The sequence below is a fragment of the SAR202 cluster bacterium genome (assembly GCA_016872285.1).
Taxonomy (GTDB): Bacteria; Chloroflexota; Dehalococcoidia; order Lucifugimonadales.
In genome coordinates, this window is sequence record VGZZ01000018.1 from 24,122 (window position 1) to 46,654 (window position 22,533).

A 22,533-nucleotide genomic window follows, 5' to 3' on the forward strand; every position below is an offset into this window, starting at 1 on the left:
ACATCTTGCCATCCACCCGTATCAACGAAGCCTTTGAAGGCGGCGAAAAGCTCACCGTCGTCGGTCCCAAACTCCGCCCCGGCGACCGCGCCCCCAACCCATCCCTGGACTACTTTGACGCCGCCGACCAGCTTGTCCACAGCATTGCCGTCAAAGACTTGCCTGGTCGAGTCAAGCTGCTAAACGTTATCAATTCTCTGGACACCCCCGTATGCCACGTCGAGACTAAGCGGTGGGAAAAACTTGGCTCAGGCCTGCCTGACGCTATTAAGGTCTACACCGTCAGCATGGACCTGCCCTTCGCCCAGTCGCGATGGTGCGGCGCCGAGCGGGTCAGCCACCGCTCCCTATCGTCCCATCGCAGCGAGGAGTTCGGCCAGAAATACGGCGTGCTGCTGAAAGAGTGGCGGCTGTTGCAGCGCGCCGTCTTCGTCATCGGCCCCGACGGTCACATCGCCCACGCCGAATACGTGGCCGACCAGATGAAGGAACCGGACTACTCAAAGGCTGTCGAGGCGGCGCGAAAAGCCCTGGGTTAGAGTCGGGATTCACTTGCCGGTTACGTCGCCAGGCTGCGCCCTCCCTGCCACAGACTTTCTTACACAAAATGGTGATTGTTCTTACAAATTTTTAACCTTGGCCACCTATGATTCGCGCCGACATAGGATGGTGGCCAATTGGCGCTTCGGCAGTTTCCACAGCTCGAAAAACAAAAACGCGGCGCGTCCCTTCGATTAGCCTTCTTTGTCGTGGCGGCCATAGCCGCGGCGCAGGCCTGGTATTATCCCTTCTCCGACGCCGATGCCGCCGCGCAATCAGGCTCTCCCTCCATACGTGCCGCCTCGCAGTCTGCCGGCGCGAACTCCATCAAGGCCGTGGAAACGGCGGCGGGCCGGGGCGGGATTGCCGGCGGGCCGGCGCTGCAAGTCTCGGTCACGGTAAAGGTTACCGGCAGCAGGCTTGTTATCGCTGACGCTTCAGGAAACATTAAGTCCATATACAGCAACACACCTGACTCCGACGCTCCTGTCCTCATTCGCCTAGGAAGCCCCTCCGGCCCCATGCCCCAGAACGCGGCAGCCGTTTTGGAGCGTTACCAGCGCCTGCAATCGCAAATAGACTGGGGGCGCTTTGGGCTAGTCTATTCCCGTCCCTAGTTTCCCAGCCTTCCCCGCTTTACAAACCTCCCTCAAACAGCACCCTTCGCACCTCGGCGCCTTCCGGCACACGTCCTTCCCATGCTTCACCACCAGCGCGTGGTACTCGTTAAACAGCGCCGCATTCCTAGGCAGCGACGAATGGAACAGCGCCTGCCACTCGCCGTAGCTCCTCACCCCGCCGCCCAATCCCAGCCTCTCGAAAACGCGTCGCGTGTAGGCGTCGATGACAAACACCGGTTTGCTGGCGGCGTACAGCACAATATCGTCCGCCGTCTCCTCCCCAATTCCCCATATCCCCAGCAGCTCCTCCCGCAGCGACTCCGCCTCCTGCGACAGCAGCCCCTCCAGGTCTCCGTCGTAGCGGCTCCATAGATGATCGATAAACGCCTTCACCTTCCTCGCCTTCATGTTGAAATAGCCCGACGGCCTCAAAAGTTCCGCCAGCCGCGCCTCTGGCACGTCCCGCAACCCCTCCGCCGACATCACCCCCGCCGACTTCAGGTTCGCCAGCGCCTTCTCCACGTTCACCCACGCCGCCGACTGTGTCAGTATCGCACCAATGACCACTTCAAACGCCGATTCGCCAGGCCACCAATGCTGCGGCCCATAGGCTGAATAAAGGCGTTCATATACATCAACAAGGCTTGTTTTCATGGATAGGAGTTTGTCATTCTGGTGAGCCTTTAGCCCTGAGCGTAGTCGAATGGGGAAGTCCGTACTCGGACGCAGTCGAAGCCTGTCCTGAGCCTGGTCGAAGGGAATCTGTTTTGAGCGGTGTCAGCTTTGTAAAATGCTGACGCAGTCTCGCATATTCTAGGTTCTTTTTCATCGGCGACACTCAAACTCACAGCCTCACGCTGATCTCAGCGTTCAGGCTAATCGCGCTCCTGCTCACCCTGCAATTGTACGCATACACCTCCACCCCTCGACCTATCGCCTCCCGCAGCGCCTCACCAAAGGCCGGGTCCGCTGTGTAGTGCGGCGAAAACGCCACCGCGTCCCGACGTTGCACCACAAACACCACCGCCCCTCGATGGCCAGACTCCACGGCCTCCGCCAGCTCCAGCACGTGCCTGCGCCCGCGCTCCGTCGGCGCGTCCGGGAACAGCCCCACCCCACCCTCCACCAGCGTCACAGACTTGGTCTCGATGTAGCACAACCCTTCCGGCCCTTGCAGCGCCATGTCCACCCTGCTCCGGCCCAACACTACCTCGCGGCGCAGCGTAGTGTAATTTCTGAACTGCGGCAGCTTGCCCCTGGCGATGGCCTCCGCCACCAGGTACGGCGGCAGCCGCGCGTCCGCCGAGCACAGATGCTTTTCTATCTCCACCAGCGCCAGGTCGTACCACGTTTTGCGATGGTTGCCACTCGCCGCCTTCAAATACATCACGCAGCCCGGCGCCAAAAGCTCCCGCATCCTCCCCGAGTTCGCCACGTGCGCCATCACCTCACGTCCATCCACCTCTACCACCGCCGCAAAGCGGTTCAACCGCTTCACAAATCGGGCCAGCACCAGGTCAGAAGGTAACTGCATAGTAGAGGCATGTTACCATACGGCTCCCCGAATGTAGGGGTAGGCGTAACCTGCCTCTATCACCTTATCCCCTACCCATGTCCACCATCCGCTACCCCATGCCTACCTACCCCTACGATGTAGGGGCGAGGTCACCTCGCCTTTCTTTCCTTTCCTCGTTCCTCAGAAAACGAATCAATCGACTAAAACGACTCCACGCCTGGCTCATGCCTAAATATTCGAGTCGTTTTGGGAAAAAATCGCAAAACGACTCGCCAGAAACAAATCCCCATCGCCCTCTGTTTAGACCTGCATCTGGCTATGGTCTAAAATAGTAGATGTGGCTGCACCCTCGACCGGCGATAATTACGGTTTTCACCGTCTGCTCGTGATGCTATCATGATGCCGTAATACACAATCCAGAAGCCTTTAACCAGGAGCGCATCCCAGCCATGCCCACCATTGAGTCCACGCCCGAATTTGTGCAAAGTGTCTACAAAAAGATGGACGACAACCTCAAGGTCGTCCGCCAGCGCGTCGGCAAACCTATGACTCTGGCCGACAAGGTCCTCCTCTCCCACCTCGACGACCCCGCCAGCGCCGAGCTGGTCGCCGGCGAAAGCTACATCCTCCTCCGGCCTGACCGAGTCGCCCACCAGGATGTCACCGGCCAGATGGCGATACTACAGTTCATGCAGTCGGGCCGAAAGAGCGTCGCCGTGCCTACCACTGTCCACTGCGACCACCTTATCCAGGCCCGCGTCGGAAGCAAGTCGGACACCCATGACGCCATCGTCGAGAACAGCGAGGTCTATCAGTTCCTTCAGTCCTCCTCGGCTAAGTACGGCATGGGCTTCTGGAAGCCAGGCGCCGGCATTATTCATCAGGTGGTGCTGGAGAACTACTCCTTCCCCGGCGGCCTCCTCATCGGCACCGACTCCCACACCCCCAACGCCAGCGGCCTCGGCATGTTAGCCATCGGCGTGGGCGGCGCGGACGCCGCCGACGTCATGGCGGGCCTGCCCTGGGAGCTTAAGTACCCCAAACGCATCGGAGTCTACCTCACCGGCAAGATGAGTGGCTGGACCGCCCCCAAGGACGTTATCCTCTTCCTCGCCGGCGCTCTTACCGTCGATGGCGGCACCAACGCCGTCATCGAATACTGCGGCCCGGGCGCCCGAACCATAAGCTGCACCGGCAAAGCCACCATCTGCAACATGGGTGCTGAGTTGGGCGCCACCGGCTCCATCTTCCCTTATGACGACCGCATGGGAATCTACCTGGCGGCCACAGGCCGCGACGGCTTGGTGCCCCTGGCCCAGCACTACAAACGCCTCCTGGAAGCTGACCCAGAGGTCGAAAAGAACCCACAGGACTACTTCCACCGCATCGTGGAGATAGACCTGTCCAGGCTGGAGCCGCACGTGGTCGGCCCCCACACACCGGACCTGGCACGGCCTATATCCAAGCTGGCCCAGGACGTTCGAGAGAAGGGCTACGTTGACCACATCTCTTCCAGCCTTATCGGAAGCTGCACCAATTCGTCTTACGAGGACATGAGCCGCGCCGCCGACGTGGCTGCCCAGGCCCACGCCCACGGCGCCAAGGCCCACACGCCCCTTCTGGTGACTCCAGGCTCGGAGCAGATCCGCGCCACCATCGAACGCGACGGCCAGGTGGAGCTTCTGGAGTCCATAGGCGCTACCGTCCTGGCCAACGCCTGCGGCCCCTGCATCGGCCAGTGGCGCCGCTCCGACATGAAGCCCGGCGAGACCAACACCATCGTTACCTCCTACAACCGCAACTTCCCCCGCCGCAATGACGGCCGGCCCGAGACCGCCAACTTCATCGCCAGTCCTGAGATGGTCATTGCCCTGGCCCTGGGAGGCCGACTCTCCTTCAACCCCCTCACGGACCCTATCAAGCTCAACGGCAAGTCCTTCAAGCTCAGCCCTCCCAAGCCCGCGCCCGAGGTGCCCGCCAAGGGCTTCGCCAGAGGCATCGACGTATACGTGGCGCCGCCCGCCGACGGCAGCCAGATCGAAATCAAGATCAAGCCCAACAGCCACCGCCTGCAAGCCCTTAGCCCCTTCGACGCCTGGAGCGGCGAGGACTTCAAAGACCTGCCCGTGCTGCTCAAGGCCAAGGGCAAGTGCACCACCGACCATATATCGCCCGCCGGTCCCTGGCTTCGATTCCGCGGCCACCTCGACAACCTCAGCGACAACATGTTTCTCGGCGCCACCAACGCCTTCACAGGCGAGGCTGGCAAGGCTAACAACGTCCTCACCGGCGATAAGGGCCTAGAACCTGCCAAGGTGGCCCGCGACTGGAAGTCCAAGGGCCTGAAATGGCTAGTCATCGGCGACTTCAACTACGGCGAAGGCTCCAGCCGCGAGCACGCCGCCCTCTCCCCTCGATACCTGGGTTGTGTAGCCGTCATCGTCCGCAGCTTCGCCCGCATCCACGAGACCAACCTGAAGAAGCAGGGCATCCTGGCCCTCACCTTCTCCGACCCCGCGGACTACGACAAGATCAAGGAAACGGACCGAGTCAGCATCACCAGCCTCAAAGACCTAGCCCCCGGCAAGGCCGTCACATGCGTCATACGCCGCGCTGACGGGTCCAAGGAGACGATAAAACTGAGCCATTCCTTCAACGCCTCCCAAATCGAATGGTTCCGCGCCGGCTCGGCACTAAACCTCATGAAGATAATGGAGGCGACGGGTAGGGGATAAGGGCGTCAGCAGCGAATGAAGCTGTACCAGTTTGTCATACTTCTAGCACAGATTCTCTTTCACGGTCTGATGCTTGAGCGACCTATCTTCATTAGGCACAGGTTGTGAGTGACATAAAGCTGCTCACCATCCTCGTCATAATGAATTCCCACTCCACCGAATCGGTAATGCTGACCTCGCATATTCTCTTCATGGCCCGTGCTCTCTATCCACAACGAGACTAGTTCCGCCGCAAGAGCGTCCGTACTCATATTCAAGATGTCGCCAACCCGGCTTGTGGTGAACAGACCATACAACCTTGACTCTGACCTAGCTCTAGGCCTCATTAAGACGTTTTCACCACATAGATATGAGGTATTCCTAAATCTGTCATCAACACTAGTCTCATTTCTCCCTTTATGGTCTATATTCCCGATTACACTTTGATAATAGGAATGCCCTCTTGAAATGTCAGAAATTTCGTCCCTGTATTCAAGATCATACAACCCAAAGCCCTGGCGGTACATGTTCACATGAAAATTTATGGATTTCTCGAGCAGGGTAATGTCATCTCTCCATGCGGGTGTCGCTTCTAACACCTCTGCACCGATCGACTTGTCATCTCGTGATCCAGCCAACATAGACACTGTAACGGCGATAACTATTACGATGCCAGTCAGACCAATCAGAGGAAGTAACTGCCGTTGCTTTCTGCCTAGGTTTTTGATTCGATTCGTAAGCCGACCAGACATCCATCTTTGGCAGATTTAGGAGAGCCATATTGATGCTCTTCCCTATCAGCATTACGTGCAGCAGCCTCATGTCGCTCTGTATAGTGCCTGAGACGTCCCTTTGTGCACGTGGAGCAGGTACAGGCGGGCGGGTGGTTGGAGAACCAATTTGTTCTTGCGGGTGCCATGACCCGAAAGGATAAGTCTTAGCCCTTAACCTTTCAACCTTTTCACGTAGGTTATTGGTCCCTTACCTTCGTGCTCACTACGAATATCTTCAAATACCTTTAGCTTTTCCGCCTGAAAGGCCACGCGCTTGTCATCTTCATCCAGGTAGGGATTAGGGAAGTAGCATCGCAGGATAGTCTCATCCTTGTCATCAGCGAGGCGCACGTAATAAAGGACCGGCGCGCCGTGGTCCTCGGCCTCGACAAACTGGGCGCTCTTTACCAGAGACAAGTCGAGGTGGAAATGCCAGCTTTCGGCTTCCATCATGGCCCAGTGGCCGTTGAACTTGGGGGCGGTCTTGCCGTCAGCGTACATTTCGCTGACACAGGCGCCGCCGCCCACTACAAAAAGCATCCGAGGTATGCGGGCCAGGTCTTTTAGAAGCTCCTGGAAGGACTGCAAAGACACCCTCCAAGAAAAGAAAATGGTGGCAACGGGTGGACTCGAACCGCCGACCTAGCGCTTATGAAGCGCCCGCTCTAACCGCTGAGCTACGTTGCCACCTAGCAGGCCCACCGGCCAGCCGCCAGGTGTAAGCCCACGTTTAAATATAATTTAGCTACCAGCTAGTGTCAATTTGAGCGTGTCACAATTTGCTACTCGCCGAACCAGTCGCCGCTCTTGCCGCCGGTCTTTTTAACCAGGCGGACGGCCTCAATGCGCATGCCTTTGTCCATCGCCTTGCACATATCGTATATAGTCAGCGCCGCCACTGACACCGCCGTCAGGGCCTCCATCTCGACGCCTGTCTTGGCCTCCAGGCGCACCGTAGCAGTGATGGACACGCCGCTGCGCTGCACGTCCGGCTCCAACTCCACCGTCACCTGTTCAATGGGCAACGGGTGGCAGAGTGGGATGAGGTTAGGCGTCTGCTTGGCGGCCATGATCCCAGCCAGGCGCGCCGTAGTGAAAACGTCTCCCTTCTCTATCTTGCCGCTAGTGATGGCGGCTAGGGTCTCGGCCTTCATAGCGACGAAGCCCTTAGCGACAGCCTCGCGTCGGGTAGCCGCCTTAGCGCCCACGTCCACCATCTGAGCGCGGCCATGAGCATCGACGTGGGTGAGGGTTGCGGGTTTGGCGGGCGGCGCTGCCTCTTCAGGGGCGACTTCCAGAAACTTAGGCTTGTCTGAAATGCCGGCCTGCCACATGGCAACAGAGTTAGCCTCCTCGTTCTCGGGGTGGCCATTATGACCTCGAAGCCACTGCCACTTTACCCTGCGGCTTTTCACGAGGTCGTCCAATCGTCCCCAGAGGTCCTGGTTGGCCTGGCGACGCCAGTTCAGGGTCATGGTCTTGACCAGGTACTCGCTGTCGCTGTGGATGGCGACCTCACCGTCTTCTGGCGATTCCTCAAGGGCGCGTATGGCGGCCAGAAGCTCCATACGGTTGTTAGTGGTGCGGTCGTCAGCGCCATAAATGTAGCGCTTGTGGCCGTCTGCGACGATGACGGCGGCCCAGCCGCCCTTCCCCGGGTTCCCCTGGCATGACCCGTCGGTGAAAACGTTAATCATCCGCCTATCTGGTACATCTCGATTTTGCGGCGGGGGCGGGTTGCGGAAGCGAATCGCTCTTCGGAGTACTTGTCCACGCGCTTCTGCCACGTGCCTGTGATGATGTCCCGCAACTCCTCATCCGATGCGCCGTTTCGCATAGGGTCTCGCAGGTCCTTGCCGACGCCGGCGAAAAGGCAGGTGAAGAGCTTGCCGTCGGTGGAGAGGCGGGCGCGGGTGCAGCCCCCGCAGAAGGGCTTCGTCACCGAGGCGATGACCCCGATTTCGCCGCTGCCGTCCTTATAGCGCCATCGCTCCGCCACCTCGCCTCGATAGCTCCTGTCGGCAGGCTCGATGGGAAAGACGGCGTTGATGCGCTCGACTATCTCGGCGGCGGGCACCACCTCGGCGCTCTTCCAGTGGTTGATGTTGCCGACGTCCATATACTCGATATATCGGACGATATGGCCGGTGCCTTTGAAGTGACGCGCGAGGTCAACAATGGTATGGTCGTTGACGCCGCGCTGCACCACAGCGTTGACCTTGATAGGCCACAACCCGACCTCTTCAGCTTTGCGGATACCTTCCAGGACGCGCTCGTGGCCGTAGCCTCGCCCATTCATACGCTTGAAGACCTCAAGGTCGAGGCTGTCCAGGCTAACGGTAATTCGGCGGAGGCCGGCGTCCTTCAAGGCCTGGGCCTGCTGGGTCAGCAGGTAGCCATTGGTGGTCAACGTCAGGTCGTTGACGCCGTCGAGGCGGGAGAGCATACCTACCAGCTTATCGACGCCCTGGCGCACCAGGGGTTCGCCGCCGGTGAGCCGCACCTTGGTAACGCCCAACCCGACGAAGACCCTGACCAGGCGGGTAATCTCCTCGAAGGTCAGGATTTCAGACTTGGGCAGGAACTGGTACCGCTCGCCATAGACCTCGGCGGGCATGCAGTAGGGACATCGGAAGTTGCAGCGGTCCGTGACGGAGACTCGCAGGTCCCGCAAGGGACGCCGGAACTTGTCGTAGAGGGTTGTTGTCGAGGGTGAGGTAAGCATTCGCGATAATGTGCTGGCTTTCAGTGCTTTGTGCGACTCAACCAGTAAAGCCGCCGCCTTCCTGGCGGCCTGGCCTCGATGGCTAAGCTGATTTTTGATATCGGTGGGGAGTTCTGCCGTGGTGTGGCCTTTCTCGGGTAGGTAAAAGACTGGGTCGTAGCCGAAGCCGTTAGCGCCCGAGGGCCTGAAGTGTATTATACCGCTTACTATGCCTTCCACAGTCTTAACCCGGCCATCGGGCCAGGCTAGCGCGATGACGCATCGGAAGCGGGCAGTGCGCAGCTCCCAAGGCACGTCCTTTAGCTCCTGAAGTAGAAGATTGACTCTGTCCTCATCGGAAGCCTCCAGCCCCCCATATCGCGCCGAATAGACGCCGGGGCGTCCGCCGAGGGCGTCGACTTCGATGCCCGAGTCATCGGCGAGGGTGAGGAGACCGCTAAGGGCGGAGTAGGCGCTGGCCTTGAGGATGGCATTCTTCTGAAAGGTATCGCCAGTCTCTTCGACGGTGTCAGTGATACCTACGTCGTCCAGAGAGACGAGCTTATAGGGCAAGCCGGTCAGGAGTTGGTGGAACTCCCGCATCTTGCCTTTGTTACGAGTGGCGACCAGCAGCTTTTCCATAGGCATATATTGTAGCGCAAAAGGAAAGGCCCTCCGAGACTGGAGGGTCTTTAAGGCTTGTTGAATGACGCCTAGGAAGCGCGGGCTTCTGAGCGAGCGCCGCCCGCGGGAGACTTGCCGTTGCCATTCCGGAAGGCGAAGCGGCTGACCAGGCCTTCCACGGTGTCGCGGAAGCCGCTGTACTCCAATTCCTGGTAGGGGAGCATGGCGGCGCCGGACCAGCCCTGGTCGCGCATGGCGAAGGCCTTTTGCTGCGCCCTTATTCGCACTTCGTCCCAGGCGGGGTTGTCGAAGAAGTCCACATAAGACTCGGAGAAGCGGCCCGCGGCGTCGACGGAGAAGCCGACGCAGGAGACCAATGGCAGGCAATAGAGGCCCGTCACCGGCGTGTTGATAGCAACGGGCATTAAAGGCATGACGTGGGAGCCCCGGGCGTCGCCGCCGACAAAGTGGGCTTTGGCGTAGGCCGACAGCAGCTCCTCGGGAGCGGGGAATACGCCCTGGTTACGCACGATGGCCACAGGGTCGTCCTTGCCGGTGTAGCTGCCGGCGATGTTGTGCAAACGCTGGGTGGAGATGGAGGCGGACTGCTCGTTATAGGTACGGGAGATGATGGCTTCGATGCCGAAGCGTTCGTTGTCGCGGAGGAGGGCGGTGAGGCGGTAATAGTCCTCGGGGGTGTTGAGATCGAACATACTGTCGCCGTCGGTGTTATTCATGTCGACGATGCGGAAGGTGAAGCCTTTGATGAGCTTGGGGAGCATGAGGCCGGCGCAGTACATAGGGTCGGCGAAGCCGAGGAACATGGGGAGGTTGTAGGCGCCGGGGCCGCACTTGTCGGCGGCCAGCATCATAAAGGACTCGGCGGGACGCACTTTGTTGGTCTTGACTGGATCGTGGTTGAACTCCAGCTCCGCGACGGCGGGGCCGGCGCCCCGGACGTTGCCGGAGGGGGCGTCGACCAGGAGGTCCTGTCCCGCGCCATAAAGGCCGTGTTTGGATGCGATGGCGGTGGCCTTGATGAAGGAGTTCCAGGCAAACTGGTGAATATCAGTGTTGTCCACGCCCCGAGTATGGGACATAAGGATGGCGATATCGTCGCCGGTATGAGATACAAAGGCGTCTATGAGCAGACCCTTCTGGATAACGGCGCGGACTTCTTCCTTTACCGACTCGATCATCTTGGCCGAGGGCCTGGTGTGGCCGCCGATGGAGCCAACGTCCGCTTTGAGAATGGATAGAGTGAGCTTCAACTAGGTCCTCCTTCGGTTCTTTGGATTAGGCGCATTGCTCCAGGATGGTTCCTAGGCTAGGCACGGTCACTGTACCAAAGGACTGATATCACTGTCAACGTTTATAGTAGTACATTTTTGTGGTAAATGTTAAAAAGCAAGAGCTTGGTTACGAAATCCTTTATACTAGTCCAAATATACTATGATTAATCGTCTTATATGCCCCATTGGGACACGTATTCTCCAAACACGTTCCTGAAAACGCCTGTAATTTCACCAAGAGTGGCGTAAGATTTCACAGCTTCCAGGATAGGAGGCATAAGATTTTTGCCTCCGCGAGCCGCTTGTTCAAGGTATTTCAGCCTCTGAGTCACGTCTCGCTTATCGCGGCGGCGGCGCAGATCGTTGAGGCGCTGGACCTGGTGTTGCTGGCCTTCCATGTCCACGCGCAGCAGCGGGATTTCGATACCATCCTCGGTGACGTAGGCATTGGCGCCCACGGTTATCAGTTCGCCGCGGTCGTACTCACGCTGGTAGCCGTAGGCCGCGGTAGCGATTTCATGTTGGATGAAGCCCGACTCCAGAGCGGGGATAACGCCGCCGATGTCCTCGATGCGCTTGAAATAATCGTAGGCGACCTGCTCAACTTGCCGTGTCAGGGTTTCCAGGTGGTAGCTGCCGCCCAGGGGGTCGACGATGCCGGCGACGCCGGTCTCTTCGGCGATGATTTGCTGGGTGCGTAGGGCTAGAAGGACGGCTTTTTCGGAAGGCAGCGCCCAGGCCTCGTCCATGGAGTTGGTGTGGAGGGACTGGCATCCGCCAAGGACGGCGGCCAAGGCCTGGAGGGATACCCGCACCACATTGTTCTCGGGCTGCTGGGCTGTGAGGGTACAGCCTGCCGTCTGCGCATGGAAGCGCATCCACCAGGAGCGCTCGTTCTTGGCCTTATATTTATCACGCAATTCCTGCGCCCATATTTTTCGGGCTGCGCGGAACTTGGCGATCTCCTCGAAGAAGTCGTTGTGGACGTTGAAGAAGAAGCTGAGGCGTGGCGCAAAGTCATCGATGGCGAGGCCGCGCTCCAGGCACCAGTCCACATACTCGAAACCGTCGGCCAGGGTAAAGGCCAGCTCCTGGACGGCGGTGGAGCCGGCCTCGCGGATGTGGTAGCCGCTGATGCTGATGGGGTTCCATTTTGGCATGTGGCGGCTGGCAAATTCGATGGTGTCCACCACCAGCCGCATGGAGGGCTTAGGCGGGAAGAGGTACTCATTCTGGGCGGCGTACTCTTTGAGGATATCGTTCTGGATGGTGCCGCCTAGCTGCTCCATAGGGATGCCGCGCTTTTCGGCGGCGGCGATGTACATGGCCCAAATGACGGCGGCGGGGCCGTTGATGGTCATCGATGTGGTGATCTGGTTGAGGGGAATGCCGTCGAAAAGCACCTCCATATCGGCCAGGGAGGAGATGGCGACGCCGCACCTTCCGAACTCGCCGGCTGCCTTGGGGTCGTCGGTGTCGTAGCCGTAGAGGGTAGGCATGTCAAAGGCGACGCTGAGGCCGGTCTGGCCGCCTTCGAGAAGGTACTTGAATCGAGCGTTGGTCTCCTCGGCGGTGCCGAAGCCGGCGAACATGCGCATAGTCCAGAGTCGCCCTCGATAGCCGGTAGCATGGACGCCGCGAGTGTAGGGAAACTCGCCGGGGAAGCCTATGTCCTTTAGATAGTCCAGGTCTTTGAGGTGGACGGGAGTGTAGGCGCGGTCTAAGGGGATGCCAGCCAGGGTCTTGAAGGAGGGTTTGCGTTCAGACGAGGAGGCATTGCGCTCTTGCCACTGGGCTTCCTGCCGGGCCAGACGCTTTAGCTCGTCAGAAGAATACAAGGGCTAAATCTCCTGTGCCTCCCCGATTCGCATGGGGGTCTCGGGATTGATGGAGATATAGGTGCTCGACTGAGTTCGAGTTTAACAATGGCTGTGCGGTGCGTCAATTTAATAGTGTCACATCTTGCTGGATTGTAGGTGGCGATTGGGAGCGCCAACTCCGCTGCGGGAAGCTTGATGCAGATTACATTCCTTGTCATAAGCGGAATACCTTCATCCCCTTTGTCCCCTTCTTCCAGCAGGAAGAAGGGGAAAGAAAAAAGAGCACCTCATCACCCTCTAACTCCCTCTTCTCCTTTGCAATAGGAGAAGAGGGAGAACCAGAAGAGACCACAGAGGATGCGGCCGGTACCCAGTTGAATTCTGCACCTGGCTATATAGACACACTGTCACGCTTTGCTTGTATCAGCATCAGGTCTGGCGCGAGGTTCGAGGGCGGTTACGCGGCGCTCCAACTGGGAGCGGGGCATCATAGTGCGGCGCTGGCAGCCAAGGCATTCCAGGCCGATGTCTCCACTGAGGCGGTACACGAGCCACTTGTCGCTGCCGCAGGGGTGGCGCTTCTTGAGGGTGAGGACGTCGTCCAGATGGAGGTCTAAGGCCAACCTTTGCCTTCCGAAGCGAGGATGGCGTTGATGGAGTCTCGAGTTTCCTGGGCCTTGCGGCGGGCGGCCCCGGCGAAGTCGGGGCCTTTGGAAGCGTAGAGGATGCCGCGGGAGGAGTTGATTACGGCGCGCCGTCCGCTCTTGTCCACGCCGGCGAGGACAGCGGTCTTGAGGTCGCCGGCCTGAGCGCCGACGCCGGGGATAAGGAAGGGCATGTCCGGGGCGAGGGCGCGAAGCTGGGCCAGCTCGCGAGGGTAGGTGGCGCCGACAACGAGGCCGATGTTGCCGTTTTTGTTCCACGTTTGCGCTTGCCGAGCCATGTGTTGGTAGAGAGGCTTGTCGGAAGGGGCGAGGTCCTGGAAGTCGTGAGCGCCAGGGTTAGAGGAGCGGCACCAGATAAAGACTCCACGGTCGGCGTAGGAGAAGAAGGGGGCCAGGGAGTCGCCGCCGCCCCAGGCGTTGACGGTGACGGCGTCGAAGCCCCATACCTCAAACAGAGCTTTGGCGTAGGCGGCGCTGGAGGAGTCGATGTCGCCGCGCTTGCCGTCGCCGATGAGGAGGGCGTGGGGAGCGGCGCGGCGAGCGTGGTCGACGGTGCGCTGGAGGGCTTCCAGGCCTTTGAGGCCCAGGGCCTCGTAGAAGGCGAGGTTAGGTTTATAGGCGCAGACGAGGTCCGCGGTGGCGTCGATGATGGCGCGGTTGAAGTCGAAGACATTGGCCACGGGCATGCGGGGGGGGTCGGGATCGAGGCCGACGCAGAGGAGACTCTTAGAGGAAGCGCAGGCGGCGTCTAGCTTTTGGAGGAAGGTGGTCACGGCGGGATTTAGTATAGCAGTCTGGACTTAGCACTTACGTGTGCTTCATGATGACCTGTGTCCTCTTATTATAGGATTCGTTTTGGGTGAGTCAATTTGCGATTTTTTCCTAAAACTAATCGAATATTTAGGCACGTGCCAGGAGTGGAGTCGTTTTCGTCGTTTTTCAAAGTACCAGGTTGAATTACTTGGGAGAGGATAGGAGGCGGATGTAGGTTGCTTCTCCAAAAAGGGATCTGTTTTGTACCTAAAGTGTCAAAAAACAACCAAAACAACCTCCTAGCAGTCAATCTATTTTGATGAATGTCCGGGGTTAACATCTTTTTTATTTGACAAACGAATCGCAAACGAATAAATGGTGGACCCCTTTTGTTTCATGTAAAAAAAGTTTTGCGAAAACAATTCAGATTTTCAGGCACGAGCCAGGCACAGAACTGTTTCGGAAGATAATTCGGAACAATTCGATGGCTGGCCCAGGGTAAAGGATTGTAGGGTAGAGCGAGGCGGAGTTATGGGTTAGAGGTAGAGGTATTAAGTATAGGCGTAGTGTAAGGGATGGGAGATGCTTAAGACAATAAGAAGTTGTCACAGCGGTAGGAGGGAAGAAGGGGCGAGGTGACCTCGCCCGTACATCAGCACCAAGTGTTGGCTAGTACAGGTGACACGCCGCCCAGTGGCCGGGGCGGAGTTCGCGGAGGGGTGGGTCGGTGACATCGCAGGTGCCGCCGATGAATTTGGGGCAGCGGGGGTGGAAGCGGCAGCCGGCGGGGATACGCGACGGGTTGTGAGGCTCGCCGGCGATGATGGGCCTGGGCTTGAGGCGGTTGGCGGGGTTGGGAGTGGGCACGGCGGCGATGAGGGCCTGGGTGTATGGGTGCAAAGGATGGTGGATGACATTCTCTTTGGGGCCGAGTTCCACAACTCGTCCAAGATAGAGGACGGCGATACGGTGGGAGAAGTGGTGGGCGGTGGCGATGTCGTGGGTGATGTAGAGGAAGGTGAGACCACAGCTCTCCTGGAGGCCGCGAAGCAGTGACAGGAGGCCGGCGCGGCTGGAGGCGTCGACCATGGACACAGGCTCGTCGGCGACAATGAAGTCAGGGTCTAACACCAGGGCGCGGGCGACGGAGACGCGCTGGCGCTGGCCGCCGGACATCATGTGGGGGAACTTTTCGGAGAACTCGTGGGGCGGCGTCAGCCCGACTTGCGACAGGGCGTCAAGCATTTTCTGGCGGCGCTGGTCGGCGTCACCGATTTTATGAACGACCAGAGGTTCCTGGATGATCTGCGAAACGTTCATGTAGGGGTCGAGGCTGGAGAAGGGGTCTTGGAAGATGCCCTGAATGCGGCGTCGCAGGGCGCGAAGGCTGCCGTCGGCCATAGAAGACACGTCCATGCCGTCGAAGACGACGCTGCCGGAGGTGGGCCTAAGGAGGCCCAGGCAGACGCGGCCCAGGGTAGTCTTGCCGCTGCCGGACTCGCCGACGACGGCCAGGGTCTCGCCCTTGCCCAGGGACAGGTTGACGCCGTCGAGGGCGCGCACGGGGGTGGTCTTGAGGAGGCCGGTGCGGGCCTGGAAGACCATGCCGACGTTTTGAATATCGACGAGGGCGTTCATGACTTTTTATCGACGAGCCAGCACCTGGATTGGTGGTCTGAAGCGACGGCCAGAAGGCCGGGCGCCTCCATTATGCACCGGTCGAAGCGCAGGGGGCATCGGGGGTGGAAGCGGCAGCCAGCGGGGGGCGCGGTCATATCGGGGGGCGCGCCGGGGATGAAGTCGGGGAGGGACTCCTGGTCGAGGCGAGGGATGCTGGCGAGGAGTTTTTGGGTGTAGGGATGATTGGGCCTCGATAGCATCTGCTCGACAGGCCCTATCTCGACAATCTGGCCGGCGTACATGACAGCCACAGAATCGCAGAGGTCGCTGGCGAGGGCGATGTCGTGGGTGATGAAGATGTAAGAGAGGCCGCTTTTTCGCTTGAGGTCTTTGAGCAAGTTCATGATCTGGGCCTGGACACTGGTGTCGAGGGCGGAGGTAGGCTCGTCCAGGATGGCGAGGGCGGGGTTCAGGGAAAGGGCCATAACGATGAGGGCGCGCTGCTTCATGCCACCGCTGAGCTCGTGGGGGTATCGCTGGTAGGTCTCGGCGGGGAGGCCGACGAGGTTGAGGAGGCGCAGGGCTTCATCGCGGGCGGTGTCTTTGCTCATGTCGCCGTTCAGAAGCAGAGGCTCGGCGACCTGCTGGCCGACGCGGGCGACGGGGTTAAAGGAGTCCATGGCGCCCTGAAAGACCATGGCGATTTTCTTCCACCGCACCTGGCGGCGGAAGGCGTCGTCGCTGAGGGATAGGGAGTCTACGCCGTCCAGAAGCACCTGGCCGTCGAATCGGGCGACGTTGCGGGGCAGGACGCGCATGAGGGCGAGGCCGAGGCTGCTTTTGCCTGCGCCGGACTCGCCGACGAGGCCGAGGGCTTGGCCGCGCTCCATGGAAAAGCTGACGCCGTCGACGGCCTGGACAACGCCGGAGGCGGAGCGGTAGTGGAGGAGGAGGTCTTTTACCTGGAGGAGGGGAGTGGTCATGGGGAAGGTATCCGGAGGGGAGAGGAGACCAGAAAGAAGGGCGAGGCGACCTCGCCCCTACATTGTAGGGGAAGCGTGGGAGACGGATGGTGAGAGCGCGGCTTTAGAGTTAACAGATGCTTCGGCTTCGGGCCGAGTACGGCCCTTCGTTCAGAGTGACAAGACATTGGTGCGATCACTGGCCGGTCCTTAGTCGTGGGCTGACGATGGGTTCCAGAGCCATGGTCAGCAGCACGAAGCAGAGGGCGGTGACGGCTATGAGGATACCCGGAGGCAGCACCCACCACCAGTAGCCGACAAAGACAGCGCCGGTGCGGAAGCCGCTTTCGAGTATCTGGCCCCAGGTGGGGATGGAGGGGTCGCCGAGGCCGAGGAAGCTGAGGCCGGCTTCGGCCAGAATGGCGGCGGGAGTGAAGAAGATGACCTGGGCCAGGAGGAAGGGGGCGATCTGAAAGATGACGTGCCGGAACATTATCCGCCACTGGGACGCGCCCAGGGCCTGAGTGGCTTCGACGAGCTGGCCGGAGCGGATTTGCAGCACCATGGAACGGGTGGTGATGGTAAGGCCGGGCCAGCCGAAGAGGGCCAGGATTAGCACCACCAGCCAGAGTTTAGCGCCGAGGACGAAGATAAGGAAGATGAGGATGGGCAGGAGGGGGATGTTGGTGAAGACGTCGGCGGTGCGCTGGATGATGATGTCCGTCTTGCCGCCCCGATAGCCGCTGATGATGCCGAGGGCGGCGCCGATGGCCGAGGATATGAGCGCCGTGCTGATGCCGATGGTGAGGGCGACGGGGAAGCCGAAGAGGAGGCCGGTGAAGAGATCCCGGCCCGTGGCGTCGGTGCCCATGAGGCCATAGACGGTGCCGCCTCGCACAAACTTGACCGAGTCCACGAAGTTGGCCCTGTCGCGGGCGTCACGCATTTGAAGGTCAACGATGGCAGTGTAGCCGCCTCGCAGGGGCTGGAAGCCGCCGCCGGGCTGGGGCGTGCCGAAGAGGACGCTTTCGACGCTGCCTTGAAGCTGGGAGGGCTGGGCCTGGAGGCTGAACTCTTGGAACAAGAAATCAGCAAGGTTGACCTGGACTGAGTCATTGCCGGAGAGGAAGACGCGGTAGGGGGTGTCATCGAAGCGAGTCTGAGGGGTGACGCCGTCGCCCTGGGGGCCGCGGACCACCTCCTGGAGGACGGTGACGAGGCGGCCGTCGGGGCGTCGAAGGCGGAGAGTGACGACGGGGGGCGTCGAGTAGTAGCTGACGCCGGAGAGGGAGATGGAGGTGAAAGAGGGGATGGCGCCGGAGGACGCGTCGAAGCTGAAGTTATATCGGAGGAGGGGGCCGGTGTCGCGGGGGTCGACGGCGGAGGGGGAGCCAGCGGAGTGGATGTGGTGGACGATGTGGTCTTTGCCGGTGAAGAACCGCCACCAAGAGGGCGGGACGCTCTGGGGGTTGTCGGCCCAGTAGGCGGGGTTGTTCCACTTGGTCTTGCCGAAGTCCAGGGGGTATACGGCCACCACCACCAGGGATATGACGACCATGCTGAGGAACAGCGCGACGCCGATGCGGCCCGAGTTGCTGGACAGCATGAGCTTGAGGGTGCCCTGGCGTCGCAGGAAGCTAAGCATAGCGGACTCGAGGGTCGAGGATTACATAAAGGACTTCGAGGACAAATCGGGCGGCCACGTACATGAGGGTGAAGACGAAGGTCAGGGCGACGATGACGGTCTCGTCGGCGCTCTGGATGGCGTCGAAGTAGAGGCGGCCCATGCCCGGCCAGTTGAAGACGGTCTCGGTGAGGATGGCGCCGCCCAGGGAGCCGGTGAGGCCGAGGATGAGGCTGGTGACGATGGGCGGCGCGGCGGCGCGGAGGATGTATCGCCGCATGACCTGGCCTTCCGACAGGCCTTTGGCCCGGGCGACGGTGACGAAGAACTCCTGGCTGGTGTTGAGCACCATGGTGCGGACGGCATAAATCCAGCCGCCGAGGGAGACGACGGTGAGGGTGAGGATGGGCAGCAGGGCGTGATATAGGAGGTCGCCGAAGCGGGCGAGGCCGCCTTCGGGCGGGGGCGTGCCGTAGAGGCCGCCTTCGGGGAAGACGTCGAGATGAAAAGCGAAGATGAGGATGAAGAGGATGCCGGCCCACCAGGCGGGGAGGGCGAAGGAGACGGCGGAGAGGTAGGAGACGGCCTTGTCCCAGCCGGTGCCGGCGCGGGTGGCCAGCTTGACCCCGACCCACAGGCCGATGACCGAGGTGATGACCGAGGCGGTGGTGACGAGAAGTATGGTGCGAGGCAGGCGTTCCATGATAAGGCTGCTGACCTTGGAGGAGCCGTCGGAAGTGCGGAGGGTACGGGCCTGGCCCAGGTCCAGGGTGACGACGCGCCGCGTGACGTTGGGGAGGTTCTGGTACCAGGGCTTGTCGAGGCCGTAGAAGCGGACCAGCTCGTCGCGGCGGGCCTGAAGGGCGTTTTCGAGCTGGAGGGGGTCGCGGATGGTGCGTGCCAGGACCTCGCGCTCGCCGCGAAGCTGCTCGCTCATGGTGGCGGTGAGGATGCGCTCGGAGAAGCCGGTGGCGCCCAGGGTGATGATGACGAGGAGAAGCACGACCACCAGGACGCCCAGGAGGGTGAGGCCGCGTATAGCGAGGGTTCTACCTAGCGACATAGATCCCGTGTCGTGCAAGTAACTGACCCAAAAATGCGGGCAGCATGATTACTTATACTACGAATTAGGATTTTCTGTAAGGACATCGGAGGTGTCCAGTCTCATTGAGGGAATAAATAGAGCCTGCGCAGCAGAAAGTTCATACTGCGCAGGCTATTGTGATCGAACCAATGTTAGGCGGGAGTGCCGGGCCGTCGCGCCATACGCATGAGGAAGAAGCCGCCGACGCCCAGCAACGCTACCAAGGCCACCGCTACCACGGCGATGAGGATTATGCCGGAGCCGCCGCCGTCATCGTCGGTGGCGGGGGGCTGGCCGTCGATGGGGAAGTCCTGGCTGCTAGCGGCGCCGGGGCGCTCCGCCACCTCCAGGTTCACGCGGCGCTCGGCCAGGGCGGAGACCTGGTCGCTGAAGGCGGTGATGTATAGCTGGTAGAGGCCCAGAGAGAGTTTGTTGGTGTCATCCTTGGAGAGGCTGATGCGGTACGCGCCGTCGCCGGTGCGCTGGGCGTCGCCGGAGGCCGCCAGCTTGTTGGCGACGGGGTCGAAGAGGCGATACTTGACGCCGAGGGCGCCCGGGCCTTGAGCCTGGATGTCGATGGCGCCGTCGAAGCCTTTGCCGAGGACGGGGGCGCGGACGCTGCTAATGGCGACGGCGGGGGGCGCGCCGAAGTGCCAGTCGCCGGGCTTGAAGGGGTAGGAGCTATCGCGGTAGGCCTGGAGCTCGGCAAACTGGGCGGGGGCATCGAAGCGCGTCAGCATATAGGAACCGTTGCTGATAACAGCCAGGTTGCGCTGGGCGATCCATTCGGAGGAGGCGGTATAGCGCTTCACGGCGTCGTCACGGCTGACGAGGGTGGTGCTGCCGACTTTGAAGACATTTTCGGGGACCTTGCCGGCGGTCTGGAACTCGCGCAGGGTGTTGCGAACCTCGCGGGCGTGGCGGTCCAGGATAAGGCTGAGCCAGTCGACGCCGAAGCGGGAGGCGGCGGTATCGCTGTAGGCCAGGCGGCGCTTGGTGAACACCAGCTCGTCCATGGCGGCCAGCATCTCCCAGGGGGTGGTGAGACCGGAGGGCGTGGCGTATTCGGCGATGTAGTCGGGAGCGAAGTGCCAGTAGTCGACGTAGACTTCCAGACGGCTGCTGTCCACGATTCGGTAGCCCTTGATGGTCTCCAGGTAGGGCTTGCTGGTGGTGGCCTGGGCGAATTCGATGTTGGCCTTGTTGGGGTTGTAGGCGATATCGAAGCCCTGGTAGATGGAGTAGATAACGTCCGCCATGGTGATGGGCTGGCCGTTGTGCCACTTGGCGTTGAAGTACTTGGAGAAGTCGAAGGTGACCTTGCTGGTGGCCTGGGCGCCGGAGGCGACGTTTTTGAAGGCGTTGGAAGGCACGTCCCACAGGACGGCTTCGCCGGGGATGGCGAGCTTGCCGCTGGGGCCGGAGGTTTCCACTTTATAGCTAACGCGGAAGGGTATGGGGAGGCCGGTGAAGGGGTGGCGGGCCATGGGCGGGTCGAAGATGTTGCGCCAGATATCGACGCTATAGACGTCGCCGAAGCCGCCCTCGGGGTTCCAGGTGGTGCGCTCCGTCCACACCCACTGGTTGCCGATGGTAACGCTGTCCTTGCCCTCAATGTAGGCCTCGCGCAGGGTCCAGAGAGCCTTGGGGCCGGAGGCGATGTCCTGGGTGACGCCGTGGACCTTGTCGGTGGCGGGGAAGGTGTTGGAGACGGTGGCGACCCAGAGGCGGATGGACTCGTCCAGGCTGAGGCGCGTCATCTCCTGGTATAGACGGGTGCGCTCGTTGACGTCGGCGAACTGGCCTCGATAGATGCGCTGTCCGATTTCGTCCAGCTTCTGGTTGGCGTACTGCCAGTAACCGACCTCCTGCCAGCCGGGCATGTTGCCCAGCCAGGGGGCGGACATCTGGTTGATGGTGACGTAGTCGTAACGCTCAGCGGCGCCGCGGCCCCAGCCTTCGGTATAGATATGCCACTGGAACTGCTGGGGGTCGGTGCTGTAGACGTTGAGGACGGCGGGGGCGAACTGGTGGTAGACGCGGCTGACGGTGAAGCCGAGCTTATCGAGTTCGGCGCTGACCAGGTCGCCGATTTCACGGCGCTCGTCCTCGACTCGGATGATGAACTTTAGCTGGATAGGCCGGCCGTTGAAGCTCCACTTGCCGTTGGACATGGTGGCGCCGGCGGAGGTCATGGCCCGGTCGACAAGCTGTTTGGCCTTCTGGGGATCGTAGGCGATGTCGAACTCCTGGGCCAAGGCGGCGACATCCAGGTAGTCGTAGTCGGAGGGGCTGACGTGGGTGACCATGGGCTCCGCCAGGCCCTCGTAAATCTCCTGGGATATGAAGGGGCGGTTGATGACGTGCTGGATGGCGCGGCGGACCTCTTTGATGGAGAAGGGGTTAAACTCGCCGCGGACGGCGGGGGCGGGGTTGAGGATGAGGGAGAGGGTGGAGGCAGGGGCGCGATAGGTGGCGACGCCCTGGGCACCTTCCAGCTGCTTGGCCGCGGCGGTCTTGAGGCTGAAGACGTACATATCGATGTCGCCGTTGCGGAGGGAGTTGGAGGCGACGTCGTTGTTGACGGCGCGGAAGAGGAGGCGGTCGGCGGCGGGGCCGGGCCGGCTATGGGGCGGCTTGTAGGTCTGGGCGGAGACAGCGCCCAGGGCGAGCATAGAGAATAGAGTCAGGGTTAGCAGAATTAAGGCTAATCGCATATTTACGCCGTCCTTTATGACTGCCGGGGTTTGTTGACTCTAAAGGTGTAAGAGAAAATCCAGCGTGTCTTCAATCGGGATACCATCCCCTTTGTCCCCTTGCTGCTGGAAGGGGAAAGAAAAGTAAGATCACCTCATCACCCTCCTTCGGCCAGGCTCAGGACGGCGTCTAACTCCCTCTTCTCCTTTGCAATAGGAGAAGAGGGAGAACCAGAATGGGACACCCAGACCCACCGATTCATACGGTGAATGGATCGCTTGAGCTAGCCCAAGCTGTCCTCAGAGCTTGAAACATTGTCGCTGTATTAAATATATGCCCTATATTAATCTTCCTGCAAAGCGGCCCAGCGGACGGTCATGTGACGGGGCTGGCGGGGCGGTTATAGCGGCGGATGAGGAGGAAGCCGCCAATGAAGGCCAGGACCATGGTGGGGATGGCGCCGGCCAGGAGGCCGATGATGAGCCAGAGGGCCTTATTGTCATCGCCGTCGTCGGAGCCGCCGGC

At 60.6% G+C, this 22,533-nt stretch carries 18 protein-coding genes and 1 tRNA gene; 3 read left to right on the plus strand and 16 right to left on the minus strand.

Going from position 1 to position 22,533, the window contains the following annotated elements; translation table 11 throughout:
• Positions 1 to 2: 2 nt before the first annotated feature.
• Both FJ320_06500 and FJ320_06505 read left to right on the plus strand, forming a co-directional pair.
• The gene (locus FJ320_06500) at positions 3 to 539 is read left to right on the plus strand and encodes a thiol peroxidase (protein MBM3925626.1); all 537 of its coding nucleotides are present in this window, start codon (positions 3 to 5) and stop codon (positions 537 to 539) included.
• Between the two features lie 138 nt (positions 540 to 677).
• Entirely contained in the window at positions 678 to 1,157 is a 480-nt protein-coding gene (locus tag FJ320_06505) for a hypothetical protein (GenBank protein ID MBM3925627.1), read from the plus strand.
• Here FJ320_06505 and FJ320_06510 read toward each other — a convergent pair.
• Both FJ320_06510 and sfsA read right to left on the minus strand, forming a co-directional pair.
• On the minus strand, positions 1,137 to 1,814 hold the full coding sequence (locus FJ320_06510; GenBank protein MBM3925628.1) for an endonuclease: 678 nt from the start codon (positions 1,812 to 1,814) through the stop codon (positions 1,137 to 1,139). The genes FJ320_06505 and FJ320_06510 overlap by 21 nt on opposite strands.
• Before the next feature lie 190 nt (positions 1,815 to 2,004).
• Positions 2,005 to 2,694, minus strand: coding sequence for a DNA/RNA nuclease SfsA (gene sfsA, locus FJ320_06515; GenBank protein MBM3925629.1), 690 nt, complete (start codon positions 2,692 to 2,694; stop codon positions 2,005 to 2,007).
• A gap of 431 nt (positions 2,695 to 3,125) precedes the next feature.
• Here sfsA and FJ320_06520 point away from each other — a divergent pair, with 431 nt between their 5' ends.
• Positions 3,126 to 5,411 (plus strand): aconitate hydratase, encoded by a 2,286-nt coding sequence (locus tag FJ320_06520; GenBank protein MBM3925630.1) that lies wholly within the window; start codon positions 3,126 to 3,128, stop codon positions 5,409 to 5,411.
• 59 nt (positions 5,412 to 5,470) lie between these two features.
• Here the strand turns inward: FJ320_06520 and FJ320_06525 are convergent, their stop codons facing one another.
• The 14 genes from FJ320_06525 to FJ320_06590 form a co-directional block, all read right to left on the minus strand.
• On the minus strand, positions 5,471 to 6,142 hold the full coding sequence (locus tag FJ320_06525) for a CAP domain-containing protein (GenBank protein MBM3925631.1): 672 nt from the start codon (positions 6,140 to 6,142) through the stop codon (positions 5,471 to 5,473).
• A 192-nt stretch (positions 6,143 to 6,334) separates the two neighbouring features.
• Entirely contained in the window at positions 6,335 to 6,775 is a 441-nt protein-coding gene (locus tag FJ320_06530) for a hemin-degrading factor (GenBank protein MBM3925632.1), read from the minus strand.
• Positions 6,775 to 6,850, minus strand: a tRNA-Met gene (locus FJ320_06535). The genes FJ320_06530 and FJ320_06535 overlap by 1 nt, the downstream gene beginning before the upstream one ends.
• 95 nt (positions 6,851 to 6,945) lie before the next feature.
• The gene (gene moaC, locus FJ320_06540) at positions 6,946 to 7,497 is read right to left on the minus strand and encodes a cyclic pyranopterin monophosphate synthase MoaC (protein ID MBM3925633.1); all 552 of its coding nucleotides are present in this window, start codon (positions 7,495 to 7,497) and stop codon (positions 6,946 to 6,948) included.
• Between the two features lie 359 nt (positions 7,498 to 7,856).
• Positions 7,857 to 9,515, minus strand: coding sequence for a GTP 3',8-cyclase MoaA (moaA, locus tag FJ320_06545; protein ID MBM3925634.1), 1,659 nt, complete (start codon positions 9,513 to 9,515; stop codon positions 7,857 to 7,859).
• Between the two features lie 65 nt (positions 9,516 to 9,580).
• Positions 9,581 to 10,762: a fructose 1,6-bisphosphatase gene (locus FJ320_06550; GenBank protein MBM3925635.1), complete on the minus strand. Its 1,182-nt coding sequence runs from the start codon at positions 10,760 to 10,762 to the stop codon at positions 9,581 to 9,583.
• Between the two features lie 194 nt (positions 10,763 to 10,956).
• Entirely contained in the window at positions 10,957 to 12,621 is a 1,665-nt protein-coding gene (locus tag FJ320_06555; GenBank protein MBM3925636.1) for a methylmalonyl-CoA mutase, read from the minus strand.
• Between the two features lie 389 nt (positions 12,622 to 13,010).
• Positions 13,011 to 13,226, minus strand: coding sequence for a DUF951 domain-containing protein (locus tag FJ320_06560; protein ID MBM3925637.1), 216 nt, complete (start codon positions 13,224 to 13,226; stop codon positions 13,011 to 13,013).
• The gene (gene pyrF, locus FJ320_06565) at positions 13,217 to 14,041 is read right to left on the minus strand and encodes an orotidine-5'-phosphate decarboxylase (GenBank protein ID MBM3925638.1); all 825 of its coding nucleotides are present in this window, start codon (positions 14,039 to 14,041) and stop codon (positions 13,217 to 13,219) included. The genes FJ320_06560 and pyrF overlap by 10 nt, the downstream gene beginning before the upstream one ends.
• A gap of 649 nt (positions 14,042 to 14,690) precedes the next feature.
• On the minus strand, positions 14,691 to 15,659 hold the full coding sequence (locus FJ320_06570) for an ABC transporter ATP-binding protein (protein ID MBM3925639.1): 969 nt from the start codon (positions 15,657 to 15,659) through the stop codon (positions 14,691 to 14,693).
• On the minus strand, positions 15,656 to 16,624 hold the full coding sequence (locus tag FJ320_06575; protein MBM3925640.1) for an ABC transporter ATP-binding protein: 969 nt from the start codon (positions 16,622 to 16,624) through the stop codon (positions 15,656 to 15,658). The genes FJ320_06570 and FJ320_06575 overlap by 4 nt, the downstream gene beginning before the upstream one ends.
• A gap of 175 nt (positions 16,625 to 16,799) precedes the next feature.
• Positions 16,800 to 18,248 carry an ABC transporter permease subunit gene (locus tag FJ320_06580; GenBank protein ID MBM3925641.1) on the minus strand — a complete coding sequence of 483 codons (1,449 nt, stop codon included), beginning with the start codon at positions 18,246 to 18,248 and terminating at the stop codon, positions 16,800 to 16,802.
• Complete coding sequence (locus FJ320_06585) at positions 18,241 to 19,290, minus strand: ABC transporter permease (protein ID MBM3925642.1); 1,050 nt, start codon at positions 19,288 to 19,290, stop codon at positions 18,241 to 18,243. Before FJ320_06585 ends, FJ320_06580 begins: the two co-directional genes overlap by 8 nt.
• A gap of 173 nt (positions 19,291 to 19,463) precedes the next feature.
• Positions 19,464 to 22,028, minus strand: a complete 2,565-nt coding sequence (locus FJ320_06590) for a hypothetical protein (protein MBM3925643.1) — start codon at positions 22,026 to 22,028, stop codon at positions 19,464 to 19,466.
• Positions 22,029 to 22,533: the final 505 nt, after the last annotated feature.